The following is a 21067-nucleotide window of genomic DNA, read 5'->3' on the forward strand; positions in this document are numbered from 1 at the left end:
TTTACTGAAGGGATGAAATAATAAATGAAAAAGTTAGTAGCAGTTGAACCAAGAGTTGCAGCATTAGTTGAGTATGAAGATCGCAAAGTAAAACCAAATGAAGTGAAAATTAAAGTAGAATTTGCATCTCCAAAGCACGGCACAGAAGTTGTTGATTTTAGAGGACTTAGCCCATTTATTGATGAGGAGTTCAATGATGAGTGGAAAATGTTTATGCCACGTGAAGAAGGAACTGCTAGAGGAATTGTCTTCGGAGAATTTCAATTAGGAAACATGGTTGTCGGTAGCATTTGTGAAATTGGTGATGAAGTAACTGAGTATAAACTAGGAGATCAAGTTTGTACTTACGGCCCGATTATGGAAACTGTCATTGTGAATGCAGTAGATAACTATAAATTACGTAAAATGCCTGAAGGTTCTTCTTGGAAGAATGCAGTTTATTATGATCCAGCACAATTTGCGATGAGCGGAGTTAGAGATGCAAATGTTAGAGCTGGTGATTATGTAGTAGTTATCGGTTTAGGAGCGATTGGACAAATCGCGATTCAATTAGCGAAAAAAGCTGGAGCGAGTATTGTAATCGGTGTAGATCCAATTAGTCACAGATGTGATATCGCTTTAAAAAATGGAGCGGACTATTGCTTTGATCCGACAGCATGCGATCTAGGATATGAAATTAAAAAAATTACAAATAAACTAGGTGCAGATTCAATTATTGAAACAAGTGGTGTTTCAAGTGCGCTGCAAGCAGCATTAAGAGGAATTGCATACGGTGGAACAATTTCTTATATTGCATTTGCTAAACCGTTCCTAGAAGGATTTAATCTTGGTCGAGAGGCACATTTTAACAATGCTAAAATCGTATTTTCAAGAGGCAGTAGTGAGCCAAACCCTGACTACCCTCGTTGGGATCGTAAACGAATCGAAAATACTTGTTGGGAATTATTAATGAACGGTTATTTAAACTGTGAAGATTTAATTGAGCCAGTTGTTTCATTTAATGAAGTAGCGGAATCATATATGGAATTTGTAGACCAAAAGCCAGAGCTAAGTATTAAGATGGGTGTTCAATTTAATAAGTAAGCGATGTAAATTTATTTGGAGTGTATTACACTCCCATCTGTTTAGGAGTGAATATTAATGAAAATCGGAACACAAAATCAAGCTTTTTTCCCAGAAAACATTAAAGAAAAATTTAACTATTTAAAAGAAATCGGTTTTGAAGGCTTTGAAATTGATGGCAAATATTTAGTTGAACATTTAGACGAAGTGAAAGAAGCAATCGCAGAGACTGGATTGCCTGTAACAACAGCTTGCGGTGGTTATGATGGCTGGATAGGAGACTTTATTGAAGAACGTCGTTTAAGAGGGTTAGCTGAAATTGAAGAGATTTTAAAAGCATTAAAAGAAGTTGGGGGTAAAGGGATTGTAGTTCCTGCAGCATGGGGGATGTTTACATTCCGATTACCACCTATGTCTTCACCAAGAAGCTTAGACGATGATCGAAAAGCTGTAACCGATTCACTAGTATTTCTAGATAAAGTAGCAGTTGAAACTGGAACTACAATTTACTTAGAACCTTTAAATCGTTATCAAGATCATATGATTAATACTTTAGCTGATGCACGCAAATATATTGAAGATAATCAGTTTAAACATGTCAAAATAATTGCTGATTTTTACCACATGAATATCGAGGAAGATGGTATATCAGAAGCACTTCACACTAATCGTGATTTAGTTGAACATGTACACATTGCAGATAATCATCGTTTCCAGCCTGGCAGTGGTTCATTAGATTTTAAAAAGCATTTTAATCAATTAAAAAGTGATGGTTATGAAGGGTTTTTAACATTTGAGTGCCGTGTTCGTGGAAATAACTTAGAGGATGAATATATTAAAGCATTTCACCATATAAAAGAAGCTCTGGCTTGAGAGGGGGAGCATTGTGATTAAAAAAAAGGTAGCTATTATCGGTGGGGGACAAATAGCTGAAAAAGTTCACGTTGCTTACTATCAAACTAGATCCGAAATAGAAATAGTTGCTGTTGTTGGTATAAATGAGGAAGCACTTAAAAGCTTTGCAGAACGTAATCATATTCCAAACTATTATACTAATGCAGTTGAAATGTACGAGAAAGAAAGACCGGATATCGTTAGCGTTTGCACACCTAATAAATTTCATTTTGAAAATGTCATGTTAGCATTAGAAAATAATTGCGATGTTTTTTGTGAAAAACCACCAGCAATTTTAGCCGAAGATGCTAGAAAGATGCATGAAACTGCTTTAGCAAAAGGACTAATCCTTGCATATGATTTTCACCACCGTTTTGCCGATGATGTAACGATTTTAAAAGAAAAAATTGATCAAGGTTTACTAGGTGATGTTTATTTTGTAAAAGTAAAAGCTTTAAGAAGAAATGGAATTCCAGGCTGGGGTACTTTCACAAATAAAGAAATCCAAGGTGGAGGTCCTCTAATCGACTTAGGTATTCATATGCTTGATGCGGCACTATATGTTTTGGATTACCCAAAAGTTAAAAAAGTTACTGCAAAAATGTTTAAGAAGATTGGTCATAAGAAAAATGAAGGTGCATTTGGCAAATGGGATCCATCAAAATTTGAAGTAGAAGATTCTTTATTTTCACATATCGAATTAGAGAATGGATGTTTAATTCAATTAGAAACATCTTTTGCATTAAATATAAAAGAAAAATCAGAAATGAATGTAGAACTTTGTGGAGATGAGGCTGGTGCTTCGATGTTTCCAGCGGAAATTTATACAGATGAAAAAGGAGAGCTTGTATCCCTTTTAAAAAGAGAAGAAGCTGATCCCGACCGTCATACAAAAAGTATGGCTGCCTTTGTTAATAGCTGCTTAGGGCAGAATGTTATGCTAGCAGATGGTAAACAAGGATATGCGATTCAACGACTTGTAGAAGCGATCTATCAATCAGCCAAAAAAGGTGAGAGTGTATCTTTATGAATGAAGTAAATGTAATGAATGAAAGCCAATTTGACTTACAATATATAAATAAGTATGCAACGATCATGGCACTAGGGAATGGATATTTAGGTTTACGTGCAAGCCATGAAGAGTATTATGCTGAACAAACTCGTGGCATGTATGTAGCAGGAATATATAATAAATCTACGCAAAATGATGTGACAGAGTTAGTAAATTTACCAGATTTAGTTGGTATGAAAATTGAAATTAATGACGAAATTTTTTCTGTCCTTTCAGGGGAAATCCTTTCTTATAATCGTAATTTAAATATGCAAAAAGGTGAACTAACTAGAGAAATCGTATGGAAAAACAAAGATGGCAACCGTTTTTGTATAAAATTTCAACGATTTGTATCAAAAGATAACTTACATTTACTTGCATCTAAAATGAATGTAATCAGTTTAGACTGTGATGCAACGATTAAAGTAACAACTGGTATTGATGCGCAAACGTCAAATTTCGGAAAGCAACATTTAGTAGAAGAAAACATACGAGTGATTGATAAAAAAATATTACATGCTGTCTATAAAACGACTGAAAGTAATCACATGATTGCTTTAGCAACATCATGTAATACACCGGATACAAGTGATGTTTCATTTGTGGCTAAAAATCGTCAACTTATGGCTATTATAAAACAAGATGTAATCGTCGATCAGCCATTCGAATTTGAAAAAATTAGTTCGGTTTATACTTCAATTGATAAGTCAGAAGAAGATCCCGAGCAAGCTAGTATTCATGCAGTTCAAGAAAATAGCTCAGCAGGATACGAAAGTTTACTAGAAAGTTCATCTAGTATGTGGGAAGACTTTTGGAAAAAGAAGCGTGTAATCATTTCTTCAAAAGATGAGAGCGATCAAATTGCATTAGATTTTTCTCTATATCATATTGAAATGATGACACCTTCACATGACGAACGTTTTAGTGTTGGCGCAAAAGGTTTAACAGGTGAAGGATATAAAGGACATGTTTTCTGGGATACAGAAATTTTTATTGCACCTTTTCATTTATTCACTGAACCAGAAGTTGCTAGAAAACTATTGACGTATCGATATCTTCATATAAAAGAAGCAAAAGAAAAAGCTGCTAAAAATGGTTATGCTGGTGCGCTGTTTCCTTGGGAAAGTGCGTTTACTGGTATGGAAGAAACTCCAGAATATGCTGCTATTAATATATTAACTGGTAAACGACAAAAGGTTGCCTCGGCTTTAGCTGAGCATCATATTGTAGCTGACATTGCCTATGCGGTATGTCAATACTATGAAAATACATTTGATGAAGCATTTATGGAGTGTGTTGGGCTAGAGCTACTAAAAGAAACAGCACGTTTTTGGATTAGTCGCACGACGGATGAAAATGGAGTACTCTCTATTAAAGATGTAATTGGTCCAGATGAATATACAGAACATATTAACAACAATGCTTATACAAATTACATGGCTAATTATAATGTACAGCAAGCATTAAAATATATGGAGAAGTATAATAAGATTGATGAGGTATTATTTGAAAGTGGAAAGGATTTTCTGAAAAGAATTTATTTACCACAAGCAAACGAAGATAAAATTATTCCTCAAGATGATACATTCTTAACGAAACCAGAGATTGATTTATCGACTTATAAACAAAAACAAGGTAGCCAGGCAATACTCCTAGATTATTCACGTCAAGAAGTGAATGAGATGCAGATTTTAAAACAGGCTGATGTAGTGATGTTACTATATTTATTCCCTACTTTATTTGAAGCAGATGTAGTGAAAAAGAATTTGCAATATTACGAGCAGCATACAATCCACGATTCATCCCTTAGTAAAGCAATACATGCAATTGTTGCTTCAAGATGTGGAGATGTAGAGAATGCTTACCGATTTTTCCAAGAAGCTTGTCTAATCGATTTAGGCTCAAATCCGAAGTCATCAGATGAAGGAATACATGCAGCATCTCTAGGTGCCAATTGGTTAGCAACGATCTTTGGTTTTGCAAACATTACGATGGAAAAGAATAAGTTAAAAATCAATCCAAACTTACCTGGAAACTGGGACAAACTATCATTCCCGTTCCACTTTCAAGGTACAAATCTTGAAATTACGATTACACATGAATCCGTAACTGTGACAAAGCAATCTGGTACGGAAATTGAAATCGAAATTAATGGTGAAGTATTTCACTTGAAGAATCAAATTTCCACATTATTTTAATGGAGGAGAACAAATGAAAGTTGTAATCTTACCTGATTCTTTTAAAGAAAGCTTGGATGCAATGAATGTAGCGAAAGCCATACATAACGGCTTTCAAACAGTTTTTCCGAATGCAGAGTATCACTTATTACCTCTAGCGGACGGAGGAGAGGGTACTGTTCAAGCTTTAATCGCTTCAAATGGAGGCACAATTGAAACGATTAATGTAACTGGCCCTCTTAATGAAAAGGTTCTAGCTAAAATTGCATTTTCAAAAGATCATAAAACAGCGTTTATTGAAATGGCTGAAGCATGCGGTTTACATCTTGTACCAGTTGAAAAACGCAATCCATTACAAACAACGTCATTTGGTGTCGGTGAATTAATCTTACATGCAATTGAGCGTGGAGCTTCTGAGCTTATTATTGGTGTTGGAGGAAGTTCAACAAATGATGGTGGGATTGGTATGGCAACCGCATTAGGTTATCAATTCTTCGATCAAAACGGTGAAAAAGTTGAAAATAATGGTGAAGCGTTACTAAAAGTAGCATCAATAAGTGAACGAAACAAATCACCACTTTTAGACAAAGTGAACATCACGATTGCCGCAGATGTTATTAATCCATTGACTGGTAAAAACGGAGCAACCTATATTTTTGGTCCACAAAAAGGACTTTTAGCTAATCAATTAGCTGAATTAGATGAGGCAATGGGACGTTTCTATCAGATTGCCGAACAATTTCTAAGTAAAACTGTATCAGAAATACCTGGTAGTGGAGCAGGTGGAGGCATGGGTGCAGGTCTAATGCTATTCGCAAATGCTACCATAAAAAAAGGAATTGAACTTGTTCTTGAACAATTAAATGTAGTAGAAGTATGTAAGGATGCAGACATCGTAATCGTAGGTGAAGGCAGAATGGACGGCCAAACTGTATTTGGTAAAGCCCCTGTTGGAGCGGCTGCTTGTGCGCCTCCAAATGCGAAAGTGATTGCAATTTGTGGCAGCATTGGTAATGGAATAGAGGAACTGTATAAGCATGGAATCGATGCTATTTTTCCTACGATTCCTGCAATCATGCCGATTGAAGATGTTATGAAAAATGCATTTGAAAATGTTGAAAGAACGGCAAGGAATATTGCTGTGCTATTAAAGTAATTGAAGTAAAAAAGCAGAAAAAACTTTAAAGAGTTTTTCTGCTTTTATTTTTATTTTAGGCTCTGATAAACTAAAATGTTGAATTATTTGTTCTAAAATATGTTGTTACATATCGTTTTCTGAAATTATATATAAATCTATAATATCGCACATTACTATATTAATCTGGTTCTTCTTCAACTAAATTCCAATTTAGAACCCAAAAAAATCGACTTTTCAGCCGATCACGTTGACACTAAAGCCATGCGTTAGCCATCCATGAATCCAGAATTAACAACAGTGAATGGAAGTTTAAATTGTACTCCCATAGTAGTTGATTAAGAAAATATTTCCCATAAACAACAAATTATCAGAATTAAAGGGGCAATAATACGTGTTAAAGTTATTGATTTTCTTTCTTTAAAATATTGTTTTCGTTTTTTTAAAAGATGTAATACTGACAAAATACATATTATACCAATTATGCCAAATAAAGTTTTTTGAATGAATATATTTTTATTATTCTGTGCTATAAAAATCATTATAAAGACTACTATACTCATAATTAATCTCATATATTTTTTCAGTTAAATCCCCCCTAAAAAAAATTAGTTTTTCTACTTTCCTCGAAATGAATATTTCTAATAAAACTCCTATTTTCATAATAAGGTAAATTGACGTAATTCTAACTTTGCAAAAATATGTAAACTTTAATTCTTATTTCACTTTCCAGTCATTTTGTTAAATAAAAAAGACCGACAAAATCGTCGGTCAGTTGTTGAACTAATGCATCAGTTAGTTGAACAACTTTTATTTTTTTGGAAGAACCCCATTAGTAATCTTTTTAAGCGTTTTTTCTAAAATGTTACCAAATATAATAAGAGTTAGAATAATAACTATGATTTGAATCAATTTTCTTACAAATAGATTTGAAAGACTTTCTCCAATCCAATTGCCACCGTAATAAATGCAAATAAACATAAAAAAAATCGTAATAAGATAGGTTAAAAATACACCTGAAATCTGAAGTTTTGTTAGTTCCTTTATTATTTTTCTGCTTTTCAATATTTTATAAATCGTGATTACAATGAACAAAATCGTCATTAAACTACCTATCATTGTACCGCCTCCTACATAACCTCTTCTATAAATCCCTTTAAATTACCTTTTCTCTTATGCAACTAAACTGCCATTTACTTCAATAAAAAAAGCCGCAAATTAGCAGCTTGTGATCTTCAACTATTGCACGCGTTAGCCATCCATGAATCCTCAGATTCACAACAGTGAATGGAAGTTTATATCGTACTCCCATGGTAGTTGAATAACTATTGTTTTTTTTAGATAGTGCACTTAACTATTAACCATTTATATAATTTTCATAATCTTCCATTTCTTGATCATTTAACAACTTACCGTTCAGATAAACTTTCTCCCAATCATACACATCTTTATAAAAATAAACACGGAAAAGTATCCGAACATTTTCGTGATAACTATAATCAAATCCTTTGAATTCCACCACATAATACCCATCTTTCTTTTCTAGTACTTTCCAATTTGGATTGTTAGTATAATCTTCCAAATTAAATCCTTCACTAGTACCTGCAACAGAGGTGGTGATGTTATATTTCGTTGGAATATAGGTAGCCAATGTTCCAATTACAACATCTGAAATGATTAAAAGAGAAATTAAGCCAACAAGCATACCGACATGGGTTCCACCTTTGTTTTGGATATAATACTCTCTTCGTTTTTCTGACATTTTTTTAGAACGTTTTAATATTTTCCCTACATGGTGATAATACAACCGATTACCTTGCCATCCTAATACAAAAGAAATCCCTAAAGGTACTACCAAATAAAGAATGATTTTCATCCTAACAGAGAGATCGAAAATTAGAAAAGACACTATCCAAACTGTCACGATGAAACCTAGTAGAATAAAAGGCTTATACATTTTTCGATACGCGAACCAGTGTAAAGTAAAGAAAAAAGCGGCCCAGTTCCAAGTGTTTTTCTTCGTTGGGTCTGAAACCTGTCCCCATTTAAAACCATAATACGACTGATTCGTTTTCACCACTTTTTCATATTCTTCTAATCGATGTTCCAACGATTTTTGGGCATTGAATCTTTCATCATAGTCAGAGGGACACACATCATCATCTCCAATCTCTCTTTAGTTATTTCACTATTTAGTTTTTTGTTGTTTAGCAACAAACTTTACAAAAACAGTGCTTTTCTTTATCAATAACAATCTTCTCATTTTTTTATCTTCCATTAATAATTTGATAAAGAAATCCAATATAGACCTTACACATTATGCGATCCTCCACAAAAAAATACCTTTTACATCGGCATATATGCCGTAAGTAATGCGAAATACTGATTCTATAACTAATTACTTTTTCAACTTCCCGACAGTAACCCCAATAAAAAAAACGAGCTGCAAACAACTCGTAATTTAAAACTAACTCATTTATTAAATGAATAAAAAATATAGTTCTTTATCAAAAGCAAAAAAGCTAAAGTTAATCTATACGAAAACAGCATAAAGTAAATAACCCATTATTAGAATAATCCTTATTAATAACTAAAAATACCTTTATTCCTTGTTCAACTAAACTGCCATTTTGTTGAATAAAAAAACGGACTATACAGCCGATCTTGTTGTTCAACTAAAGCAGTGCGTTAGTTTAATATAATAAATTATGAAAGCCATAAGCTATCATAGTAAAACCCAATCCAAAAACTAATCCATAAACTAATCCCCAAAAATCGTTAAAAATAGAGTTATGTACTACACTCCATTTTTTCTTAGCAGATTTTGCTTCCTTAAAATCAGAGATGCTAAATCTTATAGCCATTACGATTAAAAAAATACCTGCAACTATACATATAAAACCTGCCACTATGGACATAGCTCCCAAAATTATATCCCACACAAATTATTCACCTCAAAACCTAATATATTAAAAGTTAAATCAAATACTAATACCATTATTATCGCTCCGAGATCCCTTAAAATTTGTAACCTATTAGTTTAAATTATATAGCTCATATCGACTTTTGTAATTAGGGGGATTTCACATTTTTTTCATATAAAATCAGACAATCCTTATTGAACTAATCTGCCATTTACTTGAATAAGAAAAAGCTACCGAAGTAGCTTTAGGTTGTTCAACTAATGCATCAGTTAGTTGCATAAGGGTTCATAAAATAGAGAAATAAAAATAGAAATTACTTAAAGTAATTCCAAATGATAGAACCTAAAATAATAATAGCGATTAATGTAAGCATAACACCTGGACTTCCAAAAAAAGCACGGTCGAACGAATCGTCATTTCTATGATTTTGATTGTTTCTATTATCTGGATTTCTATTCAATTTTTAACTCTCCTTTAACTTATATACACTAATTATAATGAAAATTGATAGGGATTTTATATTAAGAAAATCGTTCAACTTTTAAACATTAACCGACAAATTACAACATTTTTAAGCCGATAATTTTAGATTAACATCCATACCTTGCTCAACTAATGCATGCGTGTGCGGCCGAGCCTAGGTCGTATCATATAGCGGGTGGGATTCCCGTCGAGAAAGAACTAGCCATTCACTCGTAGCGAGTCTTGGAGGATTAAAGGTAACTTTAATCTTTAAGCGTAGACAGTTAGGTTGCGGGCCGAAAGCCAAATGGTTGAAGGGATTGAGCTTCGAAATGTTAGTAAATCGAGAGGGCTGATGCCTTACGCATAGCAGAAAGCAACATTTTACCTTTCGTTAAGGCAAGAAGGGTAAAGCCTCTCCGGAGTCAGAGACCTTGGCACGTAACACATTGATATGATACGGCAACTCGGGAGACCCTACCGGTCTTTTCATTTAATAGAAGAGTATGGTGTACAAGCGATAACAAGTAAGGAAACCAAATGCCGATGTAGGGAGTCGGATAGCAGTGTAGTACCTATGAAGTTGGGTAATGCCGATGGAGGAAAGACTGCTACCAAAGTATCACCCTTAATAAGGACACATTTACTACACACAGAGGTAGAATAAATGGAAACAAAACTATTATGGATAGTAGAATTAGCAATATTTAAGATTGCTACATTCTGTGAATGATAAGTTGGAGGAGCCGTGTGCATTAATAGTGCAAGCACGGTTCTGGGAGGGGGTGGAGTTCAATTTACCGCAAGGTAAAGAGACTCCATTCTACTCGACTAGTTGTATAAGGAAAAGAAATGTTGCGTGGCTTTAGAATTTTTCTTTTGTAAAACTACTCCAGATAAATGCAAAAAGAAAAAATACAGTGAAACAAATAACTAATTTAGTTAATTGGTTAAGAATCCAAAAGTGGGATATATCTAAACCTTCCATACTATCTAGAGTTATATAAACTAGCCAAATGGTGATAACTGATTTTTTATCCATATATTACCCCTTAATATTTTGAGAAAGTAGCATTCCTACTTTCCTCGAAATTAATTATTTCTAATAAAACTCCTAATTTCATAATACGGTCAGTTGACGTGATTCTAACTTTGTTAAAATATGTAAATTTTAATTCTTATTTCACTATCCTGCCATTTTGTTGAATAAAAAAAAGCGATCTTCTATTGAAGAGTCGCATGCGTTAGTTGCATAAGCTTGTAAATATTAAAGCAAATATATTAAACCAAGTTACAAGAAATAAATCTTTAGTATTAGATTTGTTATCAAAATATACATTTATATAACCAATGATTATGTTAACTAGAATTGAATACCTTCAACAGAAGATGGAGTCGCTTTTAAATGATGAACCTATGGGGATAGTAAGGTATTCAATGAATCTTATTGCTCCAATATCCTGTAGGACGTGAAAGAAAAAGTACTAGCATCCAAATATTGTTATACGAACGAAATATGTTAAATTTTCGCATCTATATTTCCTCTTATAAAGGAGATGATTAGTAGTAAGATTGGAAGTATACTAAATAAATAAATAGCAACATTTCCTTGCATTCCTCCCATTTTAAATACCTCATTGATATTCCTAGGAACACTTGCAATGATAAAAATAATAGGAATCATACCAAAAAGAAAAGGTCGAATAGATTTTTTTTTCAAAATTTGTGTCATTCCTAAAGCGGATAGAAAAAGACCAATTGTATACGTAGTAAATATTTGCATAATCCAAATTACAATGAATAAAGAGTCGAACCTTTCAAAAAAAAGACCTGGAATTTCATAACCTCGAATATATGTGAGTACTGGCCATGTTTGTAACAATACTCCGTCTACTGAAAGTGCTCCAACTACTATAATTGTAGTCATTGTATAGAAAAAAATAGGAATTCCAAGTCCAATAATAACGACTTTGGGTGCTTGTTTTTTTTCTTTCATAAACATAAATATAAAGAGAATAATTTCAAATCCAGAGAATACTGAATTAGCAGTTATTATTCCTTTACGGATTGGTTTTACTCCCATCCCTAATACAGGACGTAAATTATCAGCTTCGAATATACCGATACCTAAAAATATAACTAATAGTAAGCAGATAGCCGCAATAGGAAATATAATCTCTAACATTCGAGCCAAAGAATTAATGCCACCAAGTACTAAGTATAGACCGATCCAAATAAATGGTATCATAATAGCCCACATTGGAGTGCCTTGAAGCATATATATTCCTATCGTTTCAACCAAGGTTCGAACTTCAAATGCTGAAAGCACTATGTAATAGAAAATTACAATTAAGCTTAGAAATAAGCCTATCCATTTTCCAACAATTTTTTGATTAAATTGAAAAAACGTTTCATTCGGGTATTTTTGGCATAGTTTAACATGTAAAAGTACGACAAGAATACATAATAAGCCACCTAAAATGACTGATATCCACGAATCTGGAGTTTTTACTTTTTCTGTTACTACTTTAGGAAGAACTAAGATTCCAGTTCCTAAAATAAAGTTTGTTAAAAACATAATTGCTTGAAAATTGCTAATTCGATCAGTTGAACTATTAATATTCATTCAATAAGATCCTTTCATGATGCAATAACTTTTAACTCCTACTAAATGGATGCAAATCAATAGGAAGAATAAAAAAGGCCCGATTCGTGTTATTTTTACCAACATAAAACAATTACATTACAAATGCAGAAATAATAAATGGGAATATAAGTTACGTAGATAATTAATATAGTTAAATTTCCCTATTAGAATGTTAATATTCACCAACGTTTTTATTGCCGAGAAGCGTATTTATGTAACCTAGATTTGAATACAATATTCATAGAAAATGCTCAGAATCTTATTCAACTTTCCTGCCATTTAGCTGCATAAGAAAAACGATCCTTCGTTTTTGAAGAATCGCACTGTTAGATAAATAAGAATTCATTTAATTTCCTCTGCCTAATTGTTAATTCCTCTCTCTTTCAGATTATTGGCATAAGCAGCTTTTACTTTATCGGATTTTGGTGTATCTGTTGAAAGTCTTTTATTAATCGATACTAATAGACTTATAATAATTCCTAAAAATATAGAAAGTGTAATAGCAAATGCATTATCCGTGTCAAATCCAATTATTATAAAAAGGTTTAGTAATAAATAAAAAATTATTGGTGATAACACAACATATATGATATTTCTTTTCATTTTTCTCTCCTGATAAAATTAAATTTAATAGATATTATTCGACGTTATGTACAAAAATCCTTGTTCAACTAGTCGTATAAGAAAATCAACAATCTACTTTAAAAGCGCATTTATTTTAAGTTTTTAGCAATCATATTTGAATCATCAACTACTTTAGAATCTAGATAAAATTTCTCCACAAATAGCTCCGACAACTACAATAATCCAAGGCGGCAATTTTATAAACACCAACATACTAAACAATACAGCCACAATCACAAAATCATAAATGGATAACACTGAGGTAATCCATATTGGGTTACAAAAAGCGGAGATTAAAATCCCGACTACTGCAGCGTTTACGCCTAATAGAGCTCGCCTTAAATTTGAATTGCGACGCATACTTGACCAAAAAGGTAGTGTACCGAAAATAAGTAGGAATGCAGGTAAAAAGATGGCAATCGTTGCGATTAATCCTCCTTGCCAACCCTTCATAATAGTTCCCAAATAGGCTGCAAACGTAAATAATGGCCCAGGTACAGCCTGTGTCATGCCATATCCCGCCAAAAAGGTTTCTTTGCTTAGCCACCCTGTTGGGACAAACTCATGTTCAAGTAAAGGAAGAACGACATGCCCTCCTCCGAATACCATTGATCCAGCCCTATAAAAACTGTCAAATAAAGATATCCATTTAGAAGATGTAAAAGAATTAATTAATGGTAATAGAACTAAAAGCATAAAAAATATGACTAAACAAATCACGGAAAACCTTTTTGAGATATTTGAAATAAGTGTAGCTTCATCACTACTTTCATTATCTTGATATAGGAAATATCCGAAGGTTGAAGAAACTAAAATGACCGCAATTTGAGTGAAAGTTGTTTGCCAAATTAATGTAGCCATCATTGCAATTAACGCAATTGCTTTCTTTTTTAAATCAGAAGTTAAGTTCTTAATCATCCCCAAAATAGCTTGTGCGACAATCGGGACCGCAACCAATTTTAAACCGTGAATTAATCCAGAATTGTTTAGATTAAAGTCGTGTAGAAATAATGCGAATAAAATAAGTGCGATTATAGAAGGTAATGTAAATCCAATAAATGAAACGATGCCGCCTATTATTCCTGCACGTAATACACCAATACCAATTCCCATTTGGCTGCTAGCCGGTCCTGGTAAAAACTGTGATAATGCTACTAAGTCTGCATAGCTTTTATCGTCAATCCAATTTCTTTTTCTTACATATTCTTTATGGAAATAACCTAAATGAGCAATAGGTCCTCCAAAACAAGTTAAACCTAGTTTAGTAGAAACAATCAATAATTCTAGAAAAACATTTAACTTCTTATTTTTATGGTTAAGATTCATATTTTCCTCCAGTTGCAATTACTTATAAATAGTATAGTTTCATTCATCTTCTAAACCAATGCAGCTTCATAGACTTTTACATAAGATTTACATTAAGGGCAGGAAGTACATGATATCTGTTAAACTACATATAAAATGATTAAAGTTAGGTGGAAAATAGATGGAGAAAATAAATATCCAGATATATAAAAAAATGTATCCTATGCTAGATCAACTGATTAATTTAGATGAATATTTTTGGCTAAATCCTAATCTTGTGGAGTTTCAATCAGCGATAAAAAACTCACCACTTACGCAAGATGATGTAAAGGACGCAGATGAGCGATTAATACGCTTTGCCCCATATATTTCAAAGGTTTTTCCAGAAACTCAAGTCACAAATGGGATGATTGAATCTCCTTTAGTACAAATTCCCTCAATGAAACAAGAATTAGTAAAAAATTATCACCAAACTATATCTGGAGAACTATTATTAAAATGTGATAGTCACTTACCGATATCTGGTTCTATAAAAGCAAGAGGTGGCATTTATGAAATCTTAAAGCATGCCGAAGACTTAGCTTTTGAGCATGAGTTATTAACGCGAGAAGATGATTATTCGATTTTAGCAAGCGACAAATTTAAAGAATTTTACTCACAATATTCAATCGCTGTCGGTTCTACAGGGAATCTAGGACTAAGTATTGGGATTATTAGTGCAAAGTTAGGTTTTAAAGTAACAGTACATATGTCGGCAGATGCAAAGCAATGGAAAAAGGATTTACTTAGAAGTAAAAACGTTCATGTTGTTGAGTACGAAGCGGATTATAGTAAGGCAGTAGAGGTAGGGAGAAAACAAGCGGAAGCAGATCCTACATGTTATTTTGTGGACGATGAAAATTCACATGATTTATTTCTAGGTTATGCGGTAGCAGCCTCACGTTTGAAAAAGCAATTAGAGGAAATGGATATTACAGTTGATGAAAATAATCCTTTATTTGTTTACTTGCCTTGTGGTGTAGGAGGAGGACCAGGTGGTGTTGCATTTGGATTGAAATTATTATTCGAAGATAATGTCCACTGCTTCTTTGCAGAGCCAACTCATTCTCCTTGTATGTTACTTGGATTAATGACTGGACTAAATGAAAAAGTTTCTGTACAAGATTTTGGAATTGATAATATAACAGCAGCTGATGGGCTAGCTGTTGGTAGACCATCTGGATTTGTTGGAAAAGTGATGGGGCCCCATTTAAGCGGTAGTTATACAATCAGTGATGAAAAACTATATTCGATGTTAACCGATCTAGCTGATACTGAAAATATTTATCTAGAACCATCAGCACTAGCTGGTATGATCGGCCCAATAAAGTTATTTAAAGAAGGTAGTAAATATTTACTAAAAAATAATTTGTTAGCAAAAATGGAGAATAGTACTCATATTATTTGGGGAACGGGTGGCAGTATGGTACCTGAAAAAATGATGAAAGAGTACTATCAAAAAGGCTCACTTTTTAAATAAAATGTATAGTGTTTAATTTTTTTAATGTTTTAAAAGTGAAAAAAATTCTTTCAATGCAGAATAATATGACATATATTTGTATATGTAAATAAGTTTTCTATTTAGATTTTGACGCAAGATATTTTCATTTTAATTGCTAAGTTAAAAAAGGATGATAAAAGCCATTCCGTTATGAACGGATGGCTTATATTTCAAAAAAAATAATACCCCATTGGGTATTGGAATACTTGGTATTATTGTATTACTTTTAACAGAGCTCTTGAATTAAAAAGCACAAACTATATTCTCATTAGGAGCGATAAAATTGAATTTAGAAAAGTATTTTTCACAATTTAGAAAAGAAATAATTGGAAATGAAAGATTATTTTTATCACCATTTGGTGAACAAAAAATAATCTACTTAGATTGGGCTGCTAGCGGTAGATTATATCAACCGATTGAAGAAAAACTAGTTTCAACATTTGGACCGTATGTTGCAAATACACATACTGAATCTAATATAACTGGAAGTACGATGACGAATTGCTACCACGAAGCATTAAAGATCATAAAGGAGCATGTGAATGCAAGCGCTTTCGATACAATCATAACTGATGGCTCAGGAATGACGGGCGTAATGAATAAGTTTCAACGTATTTTAGGGCTAAAAATTCATGAGAATTTTCATTTCCGTTTAAGTTTACCTAAAGAAGAAAGACCGGTTGTATTTATAACAAGCATGGAGCATCATAGCAATCATACTTCATGGTTAGAAACAATTTGTGATGTAGAAATTATACCTAATTGTGCCAATCATGTAGTCGATTTAGAATTTTTAAGAGAACGACTTGAGTTTTATAAAAATAAGCGAAAATTAATTGGATCATTTAGTGCTTGCTCGAATGTATCTGGTTTAATTACACCTTATCATAAACTAGCTAGATTAATGCATGAATACAATGGTGTTTGTTTTGTTGACTTCTCAGCTTCAGCGCCATACGTTGACATTGATATGCATCCTAGTGATCCAATGGAAAAACTTGATGCAATTTTGTTTTCTCCACACAAGTTTTTAGGAGGACCTGGTAGTAGTGGAGTATTAATTTTTGATTCTTCTTTATATCAAAATAAAATTCCAGATCACCCAGGTGGAGGAACAGTTGAATGGACGAACCCATGGGGTGAAAAAAAATATATTAATAATATTCGAGAAAGAGAAGATGGAGGGACTCCAGGATTTCTTCAAACAATTAGAACAGCTCTTGCTATAAAAGTAAAAGAGGCAATGGGCACAACGAATATATTAAATCGAGAAGAAGAATTAGCACATATCGTATTAGATGAGCTTAGAACAATTGAAAATGTTGTGTTACTTGAAGATTCTATGAATCCTAGATTAGGCTTTTATTCTTTTTACTTAAAGGATATTCATCATAATTTAGTCGTTAGATTATTAAATGATCGTTTCGGAATCCAAGTACGCGGTGGTTGTTCATGTGCGGGAACTTATGGACATATGCTACTAAACATCACAAGAGAAATGTCTAAATCAATTACAGATGAAATCGACAATGGAAATATTAGTGTTAAGCCAGGCTGGATTCGTATGAGTGTGCATCCAACAACAACGGATGAAGAAGTATTAATTTTTACTAGTGCTTTAAAAGACCTTATTGAAAATATTGTTGAATGGTCAAAAGACTATGTTTATTTAAAAGAAAAAAATGATTTTATTCATAAAGACGAAGCAGTTATGGAAGTGGGCACTTATTTTGAGATAGAAATGGCAGTGAAATCTTAAAAACATAAAAGTATTGATAACTTTATAAAAGATCACTCTGGTGTGATCTTTTTTACTGATAGAGTTTCATGCAGTTTTCAATATAGTAAAGATTTACGAAAAAATTGCCGTTAGATAACCAAACTTGTTTAAAATTAATTGATTGACAATATACCCTATGGGGTATATATTACGGATAAGAATATTCCACATGTATTCTTTGTTAAATTTATTTAGTTCTATCAGTTAGGGGTGATTTAATGAAATATAATGATCCAGTAAAAAATAGAATAAGGCGAGTAGAGGGACAGCTTCGTGGTATTTTAAAAATGATGGAAGATGATAAGGATTGTAAAGAAGTCATCACTCAATTATCAGCAGTTAAATCAGCTTTGGATCGTACGATTGGTGTAATAGTAAGCTCGAACTTAGTTGACTGTGTCCGAAATGCGAGTGAAAATGGGCAAGATGCTGAAGATTTAGTAAAAGAAGCTGTAAATCTTCTTGTAAAAAGTAGATAAAATGCGAATTTGCACCGTTTTTTATTTTCATATCATATACCCATAGGGGTAACAGTATATATAAGAGATATTTTTTTGTTTGGTTATATACCCCAACGGGTATAAAGAACGATAAGGAGAAAGAATATGACAACGAAGAAAACAAATATCATTCTATTTAGTGGAGATTACGATAAAGCGATGGCAGCTTACATTATTGCGAATGGAGCAGCAGCTTTTGATCATGAAGTAACTATTTTTCATACATTTTGGGGGTTAAATGCTCTACGTAAAGATGAGCATGTAGCAACGAAAAAAGGTTTTATTGAAAAAATGTTTGGAAAAATGATGCCTAGAGGCGCAAATAAAATGGGACTTTCTAAAATGAATTTTGCCGGTTTTGGGCCCAAAATGATTAAGGATATTATTAAAAAGCATAATGCACTACCATTGCCGCAACTAATTGAGATGGCACAAGAGCAAGAAATCAATTTAGTTGCTTGTACAATGACTATGGATTTACTAGGACTTCATTCAGAAGAATTATTAGATAATATTGAGTATGCAGGTGTAGCAGCTTACATTGGTGAAGCCGAGGAAGGTAAAGTTAACTTATTTATATAATTAAAAAGGGGACTTGATTAACATGAAAGAAATAACTTCGATTGAACTTGAGAATCATTTAAAAACTGGTAAAGAAGTAAATATAATCGACGTTCGCGAAGTAGATGAGGTTGCTGCAGGTAAGATTCCTGAGGCTGTTCATATACCGCTTGGATTGATTGAATTTCGATTACACGAATTAGATAAATCAAAAGAATATATCATGGTCTGTCGCTCTGGTGCTAGAAGTGGTCGTGCAACAGATTTCCTACAAATTCATGGGTATAATGCAACAAATATGATCGGCGGCATGCTTTCTTGGGAAGGAAGCGTGGAATAATTTTTTGAATAAATAGATACCCATGGTGGTATTTAATGTACGGAGGACTGAAAATGGAATTCATAAAATCAAACGTAAAATTAGATGCTAAAGGCTTAGCATGTCCAATGCCGATTGTGAAGACAAGAAAGGCAATGAAGGAATTAGAAAATGGGCAAGTAATCGAGGTTCAAGCAACTGATCGAGGATCAAAGGCAGATATTAAAGCTTGGGCTGAAAGTACTGGAAATCAGTATTTAGGAACAATCGAAAACGGTGAAGTATTATTACATTATTTAAGAAAATCTTCGGATGAAAATACAGTAGAAAAAAAGTTTGAAAATGTCATATCGAATGATGAATTAAACAAAAAGCTACAAAGCGAAGATGCTATCATATTAGATGTAAGAGAAGAAGCAGAATATGTGTTTAATCATATACCAAATGCTGTATCGATCCCTTTAGGTGAATTAGAAAATCGCCTGACTGAATTAAATAAAGATAGAGAAATATATATTGTTTGCAGGACTGGAAGCCGTAGTGATCTTGCAGCTCAAATGCTTGTTTCAAGTGGTTTTACAAGCGTATATAATGTTATACCTGGAATGAGCGAGTGGTCTGGAGAAACAGTTAGCATTAGAGGATAATTAATTTTTTTAGAAAAAATAATACGGTAGGGGGTATGAAAAATGACAGTCATTTCAATGTCTGCAGAAGAAATTACAAAAAAAATAATGAATAAAGAAGAGTTATTTATGTTAGATGTTCGAAATACTGACGACTATAATGACTGGAAAATTGAAGGTTTAAATTTTGAACATTTAAATATACCTTATTTTGATTTACTTGATGGGGTTGAGGATATTTTACATAATATCCCTTCAAATAAAGAAGTCTTAGTAGTGTGTGCGAAAGAAGGATCTTCTATTATGGTCGCGGAGATGCTTTCAGACGAGGGATTAGATGTAGCTTATCTTGCAGGTGGAATGAAAGAGTGGAGCGAGTATCTAGAACCAGTAAAAATTGCAGAGTTAAAAAATGGTGGAGAACTATATCAATTTGTGAGAATCGGTAAAGGATGTTTATCTTACATGATTATTTCAAATGGAGAAGCTGCTATTATCGATTCAACTCGAATGACGGATATTTACATCGATTTTGCAAACAAGAAAAACGCTAAAATTACACATGTATTAGATACTCACCTTCACGCAGACCATATTTCAGGTGGAAGAAAAATTGCTGAGTTAACGGACGCAACATACTGGTTATCTTCAAAAGATGCATCAGACGTAACTTTTGAATATAGATCATTAGAAGATGGAAATAAAATAATGATTGGTGAGTCATCAATTAGTATTGAGGCTTTATATTCACCTGGCCATACAATCGGTTCAACATCATTTGTAGTTGACGACAGCTTCCTTCTTTCCGGTGATATTTTATTTATCGATTCAATTGGAAGACCTGATCTAGCTGGGATGGCGGAAGATTGGGTAGGTGATCTGCGTGAGACACTTTATAAAAAATATCGAAACTTATCAACGGAATTAATCGTACTCCCATCACACTTCATGGTAGTTGGCGAATTAAATGAAGATGGTAGTGTTTATAAAAAACTTGGCTATTTATTTGCTGAGAATCATGGCTTGAACATTGAAGATGAGAACGAATTTAGAAGAACAGTTACCGAGAATTTACCACCACAACCAAACTCATATCAAGAAATTCGTGAAATGAATATGGGGAAAATAGATTTAGACGAAGAAACGCAAAGAGAAATGGAAATTGGTCCAAATCGATGTGCGGTAAGATAATTAAACAAACTAGGAGGAAACTAAAATGGAATCTACAAAATTATTAGATGCAAAAGGCTTAGCATGCCCAATCCCAATTGTAAAAACAAGAAAAGCAATTGCAGAGATTGGTGTTGGTGACGTACTAGAAATTCATGTTACAGATAAAGGGGCTAAAAATGATCTAGCAGCTTGGGCTAAATCAGGTGGTCATGAATTACTAGAATATGTAGAAGAAAATAATGTATTAAAATTTTGGATCAAAAAAGGATAAATTAATCGATTCATAG

At 33.1% G+C, this 21067-nt stretch carries 20 protein-coding genes; 13 read left to right on the forward strand and 7 right to left on the reverse strand.

The genetic code is table 11. From position 1 onward, the window contains the following. Positions 1-24 precede the first annotated feature (24 nt). Genes ACFCYN_RS03695 through ACFCYN_RS03715 form a run of 5 tightly spaced genes read left to right on the forward strand, consistent with a single transcriptional unit; the run spans position 25 to position 6340 of the window. Positions 25-1083 carry a zinc-dependent alcohol dehydrogenase gene (locus tag ACFCYN_RS03695; protein ID WP_375947596.1) on the forward strand — a complete coding sequence of 353 codons (1059 nt, stop codon included), beginning with the start codon at positions 25-27 and terminating at the stop codon, positions 1081-1083. 57 nt (positions 1084-1140) lie between these two features. Continuing rightward, positions 1141-1935 (forward strand): sugar phosphate isomerase/epimerase family protein, encoded by a 795-nt coding sequence (locus tag ACFCYN_RS03700; protein WP_375947598.1) that lies wholly within the window; start codon positions 1141-1143, stop codon positions 1933-1935. Positions 1936-1951: 16 nt separating this feature from the next. Next, positions 1952-2986, forward strand: a complete 1035-nt coding sequence (locus ACFCYN_RS03705; protein ID WP_375947829.1) for a Gfo/Idh/MocA family protein — start codon at positions 1952-1954, stop codon at positions 2984-2986. Further along, the gene (locus tag ACFCYN_RS03710; RefSeq protein ID WP_375947600.1) at positions 2983-5205 is read left to right on the forward strand and encodes a glycoside hydrolase family 65 protein; all 2223 of its coding nucleotides are present in this window, start codon (positions 2983-2985) and stop codon (positions 5203-5205) included. Before ACFCYN_RS03705 ends, ACFCYN_RS03710 begins: the two co-directional genes overlap by 4 nt. Before the next feature lie 13 nt (positions 5206-5218). Next, a complete protein-coding gene (locus ACFCYN_RS03715; RefSeq protein WP_375947602.1) occupies positions 5219-6340 on the forward strand; it encodes a glycerate kinase in 1122 nt (373 codons plus the stop codon). A gap of 789 nt (positions 6341-7129) precedes the next feature. On the opposite strand, the gene ACFCYN_RS03720 is transcribed toward ACFCYN_RS03715, so the two are convergent. The 7 genes from ACFCYN_RS03720 to ACFCYN_RS03750 all read right to left on the reverse strand — a co-directional run bounded on the left by ACFCYN_RS03720 (position 7130) and on the right by ACFCYN_RS03750 (position 14302). After that, on the reverse strand, positions 7130-7438 hold the full coding sequence (locus ACFCYN_RS03720) for a hypothetical protein (protein WP_375947604.1): 309 nt from the start codon (positions 7436-7438) through the stop codon (positions 7130-7132). A 238-nt stretch (positions 7439-7676) separates the two neighbouring features. Next, entirely contained in the window at positions 7677-8474 is a 798-nt protein-coding gene (locus ACFCYN_RS03725; RefSeq protein ID WP_375947606.1) for a DUF2628 domain-containing protein, read from the reverse strand. A 538-nt stretch (positions 8475-9012) separates the two neighbouring features. Beyond that, on the reverse strand, positions 9013-9261 hold the full coding sequence (locus ACFCYN_RS03730; RefSeq protein ID WP_375947608.1) for a hypothetical protein: 249 nt from the start codon (positions 9259-9261) through the stop codon (positions 9013-9015). Positions 9262-9556: 295 nt separating this feature from the next. Next, on the reverse strand, positions 9557-9703 hold the full coding sequence (locus ACFCYN_RS03735) for a hypothetical protein (RefSeq protein WP_375947610.1): 147 nt from the start codon (positions 9701-9703) through the stop codon (positions 9557-9559). Between the two features lie 1521 nt (positions 9704-11224). Then, complete coding sequence (locus ACFCYN_RS03740) at positions 11225-12331, reverse strand: GerAB/ArcD/ProY family transporter (protein ID WP_375947612.1); 1107 nt, start codon at positions 12329-12331, stop codon at positions 11225-11227. A 381-nt stretch (positions 12332-12712) separates the two neighbouring features. Next, positions 12713-12955 (reverse strand): hypothetical protein, encoded by a 243-nt coding sequence (locus ACFCYN_RS03745; RefSeq protein WP_375947614.1) that lies wholly within the window; start codon positions 12953-12955, stop codon positions 12713-12715. Positions 12956-13108: 153 nt separating this feature from the next. Next, entirely contained in the window at positions 13109-14302 is a 1194-nt protein-coding gene (locus ACFCYN_RS03750; RefSeq protein WP_375947616.1) for a chromate transporter, read from the reverse strand. 160 nt (positions 14303-14462) lie between these two features. On the opposite strand from ACFCYN_RS03750, the gene ACFCYN_RS03755 reads away from it, so the two are divergent. The 8 genes from ACFCYN_RS03755 to ACFCYN_RS03790 all read left to right on the forward strand — a co-directional run bounded on the left by ACFCYN_RS03755 (position 14463) and on the right by ACFCYN_RS03790 (position 21051). After that, positions 14463-15800, forward strand: a complete 1338-nt coding sequence (locus tag ACFCYN_RS03755) for a D-serine ammonia-lyase (protein WP_375947618.1) — start codon at positions 14463-14465, stop codon at positions 15798-15800. A 304-nt stretch (positions 15801-16104) separates the two neighbouring features. Beyond that, complete coding sequence (locus ACFCYN_RS03760) at positions 16105-17580, forward strand: aminotransferase class V-fold PLP-dependent enzyme (protein WP_172446022.1); 1476 nt, start codon at positions 16105-16107, stop codon at positions 17578-17580. A gap of 239 nt (positions 17581-17819) precedes the next feature. Next, positions 17820-18080, forward strand: a complete 261-nt coding sequence (locus tag ACFCYN_RS03765; protein WP_172446021.1) for a metal-sensitive transcriptional regulator — start codon at positions 17820-17822, stop codon at positions 18078-18080. Between the two features lie 126 nt (positions 18081-18206). Further along, on the forward strand, positions 18207-18683 hold the full coding sequence (locus ACFCYN_RS03770) for a DsrE/DsrF/DrsH-like family protein (protein WP_098121747.1): 477 nt from the start codon (positions 18207-18209) through the stop codon (positions 18681-18683). 22 nt (positions 18684-18705) lie between these two features. Next, positions 18706-19002, forward strand: a complete 297-nt coding sequence (locus ACFCYN_RS03775) for a rhodanese-like domain-containing protein (RefSeq protein WP_172446020.1) — start codon at positions 18706-18708, stop codon at positions 19000-19002. Positions 19003-19055: 53 nt separating this feature from the next. Further along, the gene (locus ACFCYN_RS03780) at positions 19056-19628 is read left to right on the forward strand and encodes a sulfurtransferase TusA family protein (protein WP_172446019.1); all 573 of its coding nucleotides are present in this window, start codon (positions 19056-19058) and stop codon (positions 19626-19628) included. Positions 19629-19670: 42 nt separating this feature from the next. Beyond that, positions 19671-20798 (forward strand): MBL fold metallo-hydrolase, encoded by a 1128-nt coding sequence (locus tag ACFCYN_RS03785; RefSeq protein ID WP_375947622.1) that lies wholly within the window; start codon positions 19671-19673, stop codon positions 20796-20798. 25 nt (positions 20799-20823) lie between these two features. Next, positions 20824-21051 carry a sulfurtransferase TusA family protein gene (locus tag ACFCYN_RS03790; RefSeq protein ID WP_098121743.1) on the forward strand — a complete coding sequence of 76 codons (228 nt, stop codon included), beginning with the start codon at positions 20824-20826 and terminating at the stop codon, positions 21049-21051. Positions 21052-21067: the final 16 nt, after the last annotated feature.

Source organism: Gottfriedia sp. NPDC056225, from assembly GCF_042267765.1.
GTDB lineage: Bacteria > Bacillota > Bacilli > Bacillales > Bacillaceae_G > Gottfriedia.

Bases quoted from the DNA above. Each gene is read 5' to 3' on its own strand.
- ACFCYN_RS03700 (WP_375947598.1), top strand. From the start codon at position 1,141: ATGAAAATCGGAACACAAAATCAAGCTTTTTTCCCAGAAAACATTAAA.
- ACFCYN_RS03785 (WP_375947622.1), top strand. From the start codon at position 19,671: ATGACAGTCATTTCAATGTCTGCAGAAGAAATTACAAAAAAAATAATG.
- ACFCYN_RS03710 (WP_375947600.1), top strand. From the start codon at position 2,983: ATGAATGAAGTAAATGTAATGAATGAAAGCCAATTTGACTTACAATAT.
- ACFCYN_RS03720 (WP_375947604.1), bottom strand. From the start codon at position 7,438: ATGATAGGTAGTTTAATGACGATTTTGTTCATTGTAATCACGATTTAT.
- ACFCYN_RS03775 (WP_172446020.1), top strand. From the start codon at position 18,706: ATGAAAGAAATAACTTCGATTGAACTTGAGAATCATTTAAAAACTGGT.
- ACFCYN_RS03755 (WP_375947618.1), top strand. From the start codon at position 14,463: ATGGAGAAAATAAATATCCAGATATATAAAAAAATGTATCCTATGCTA.
- ACFCYN_RS03695 (WP_375947596.1), top strand. From the start codon at position 25: ATGAAAAAGTTAGTAGCAGTTGAACCAAGAGTTGCAGCATTAGTTGAG.
- ACFCYN_RS03790 (WP_098121743.1), top strand. From the start codon at position 20,824: ATGGAATCTACAAAATTATTAGATGCAAAAGGCTTAGCATGCCCAATC.
- ACFCYN_RS03765 (WP_172446021.1), top strand. From the start codon at position 17,820: ATGAAATATAATGATCCAGTAAAAAATAGAATAAGGCGAGTAGAGGGA.
- ACFCYN_RS03745 (WP_375947614.1), bottom strand. From the start codon at position 12,955: ATGAAAAGAAATATCATATATGTTGTGTTATCACCAATAATTTTTTAT.
- ACFCYN_RS03780 (WP_172446019.1), top strand. From the start codon at position 19,056: ATGGAATTCATAAAATCAAACGTAAAATTAGATGCTAAAGGCTTAGCA.
- ACFCYN_RS03770 (WP_098121747.1), top strand. From the start codon at position 18,207: ATGACAACGAAGAAAACAAATATCATTCTATTTAGTGGAGATTACGAT.
- ACFCYN_RS03750 (WP_375947616.1), bottom strand. From the start codon at position 14,302: ATGAATCTTAACCATAAAAATAAGAAGTTAAATGTTTTTCTAGAATTA.
- ACFCYN_RS03715 (WP_375947602.1), top strand. From the start codon at position 5,219: ATGAAAGTTGTAATCTTACCTGATTCTTTTAAAGAAAGCTTGGATGCA.
- ACFCYN_RS03740 (WP_375947612.1), bottom strand. From the start codon at position 12,331: ATGAATATTAATAGTTCAACTGATCGAATTAGCAATTTTCAAGCAATT.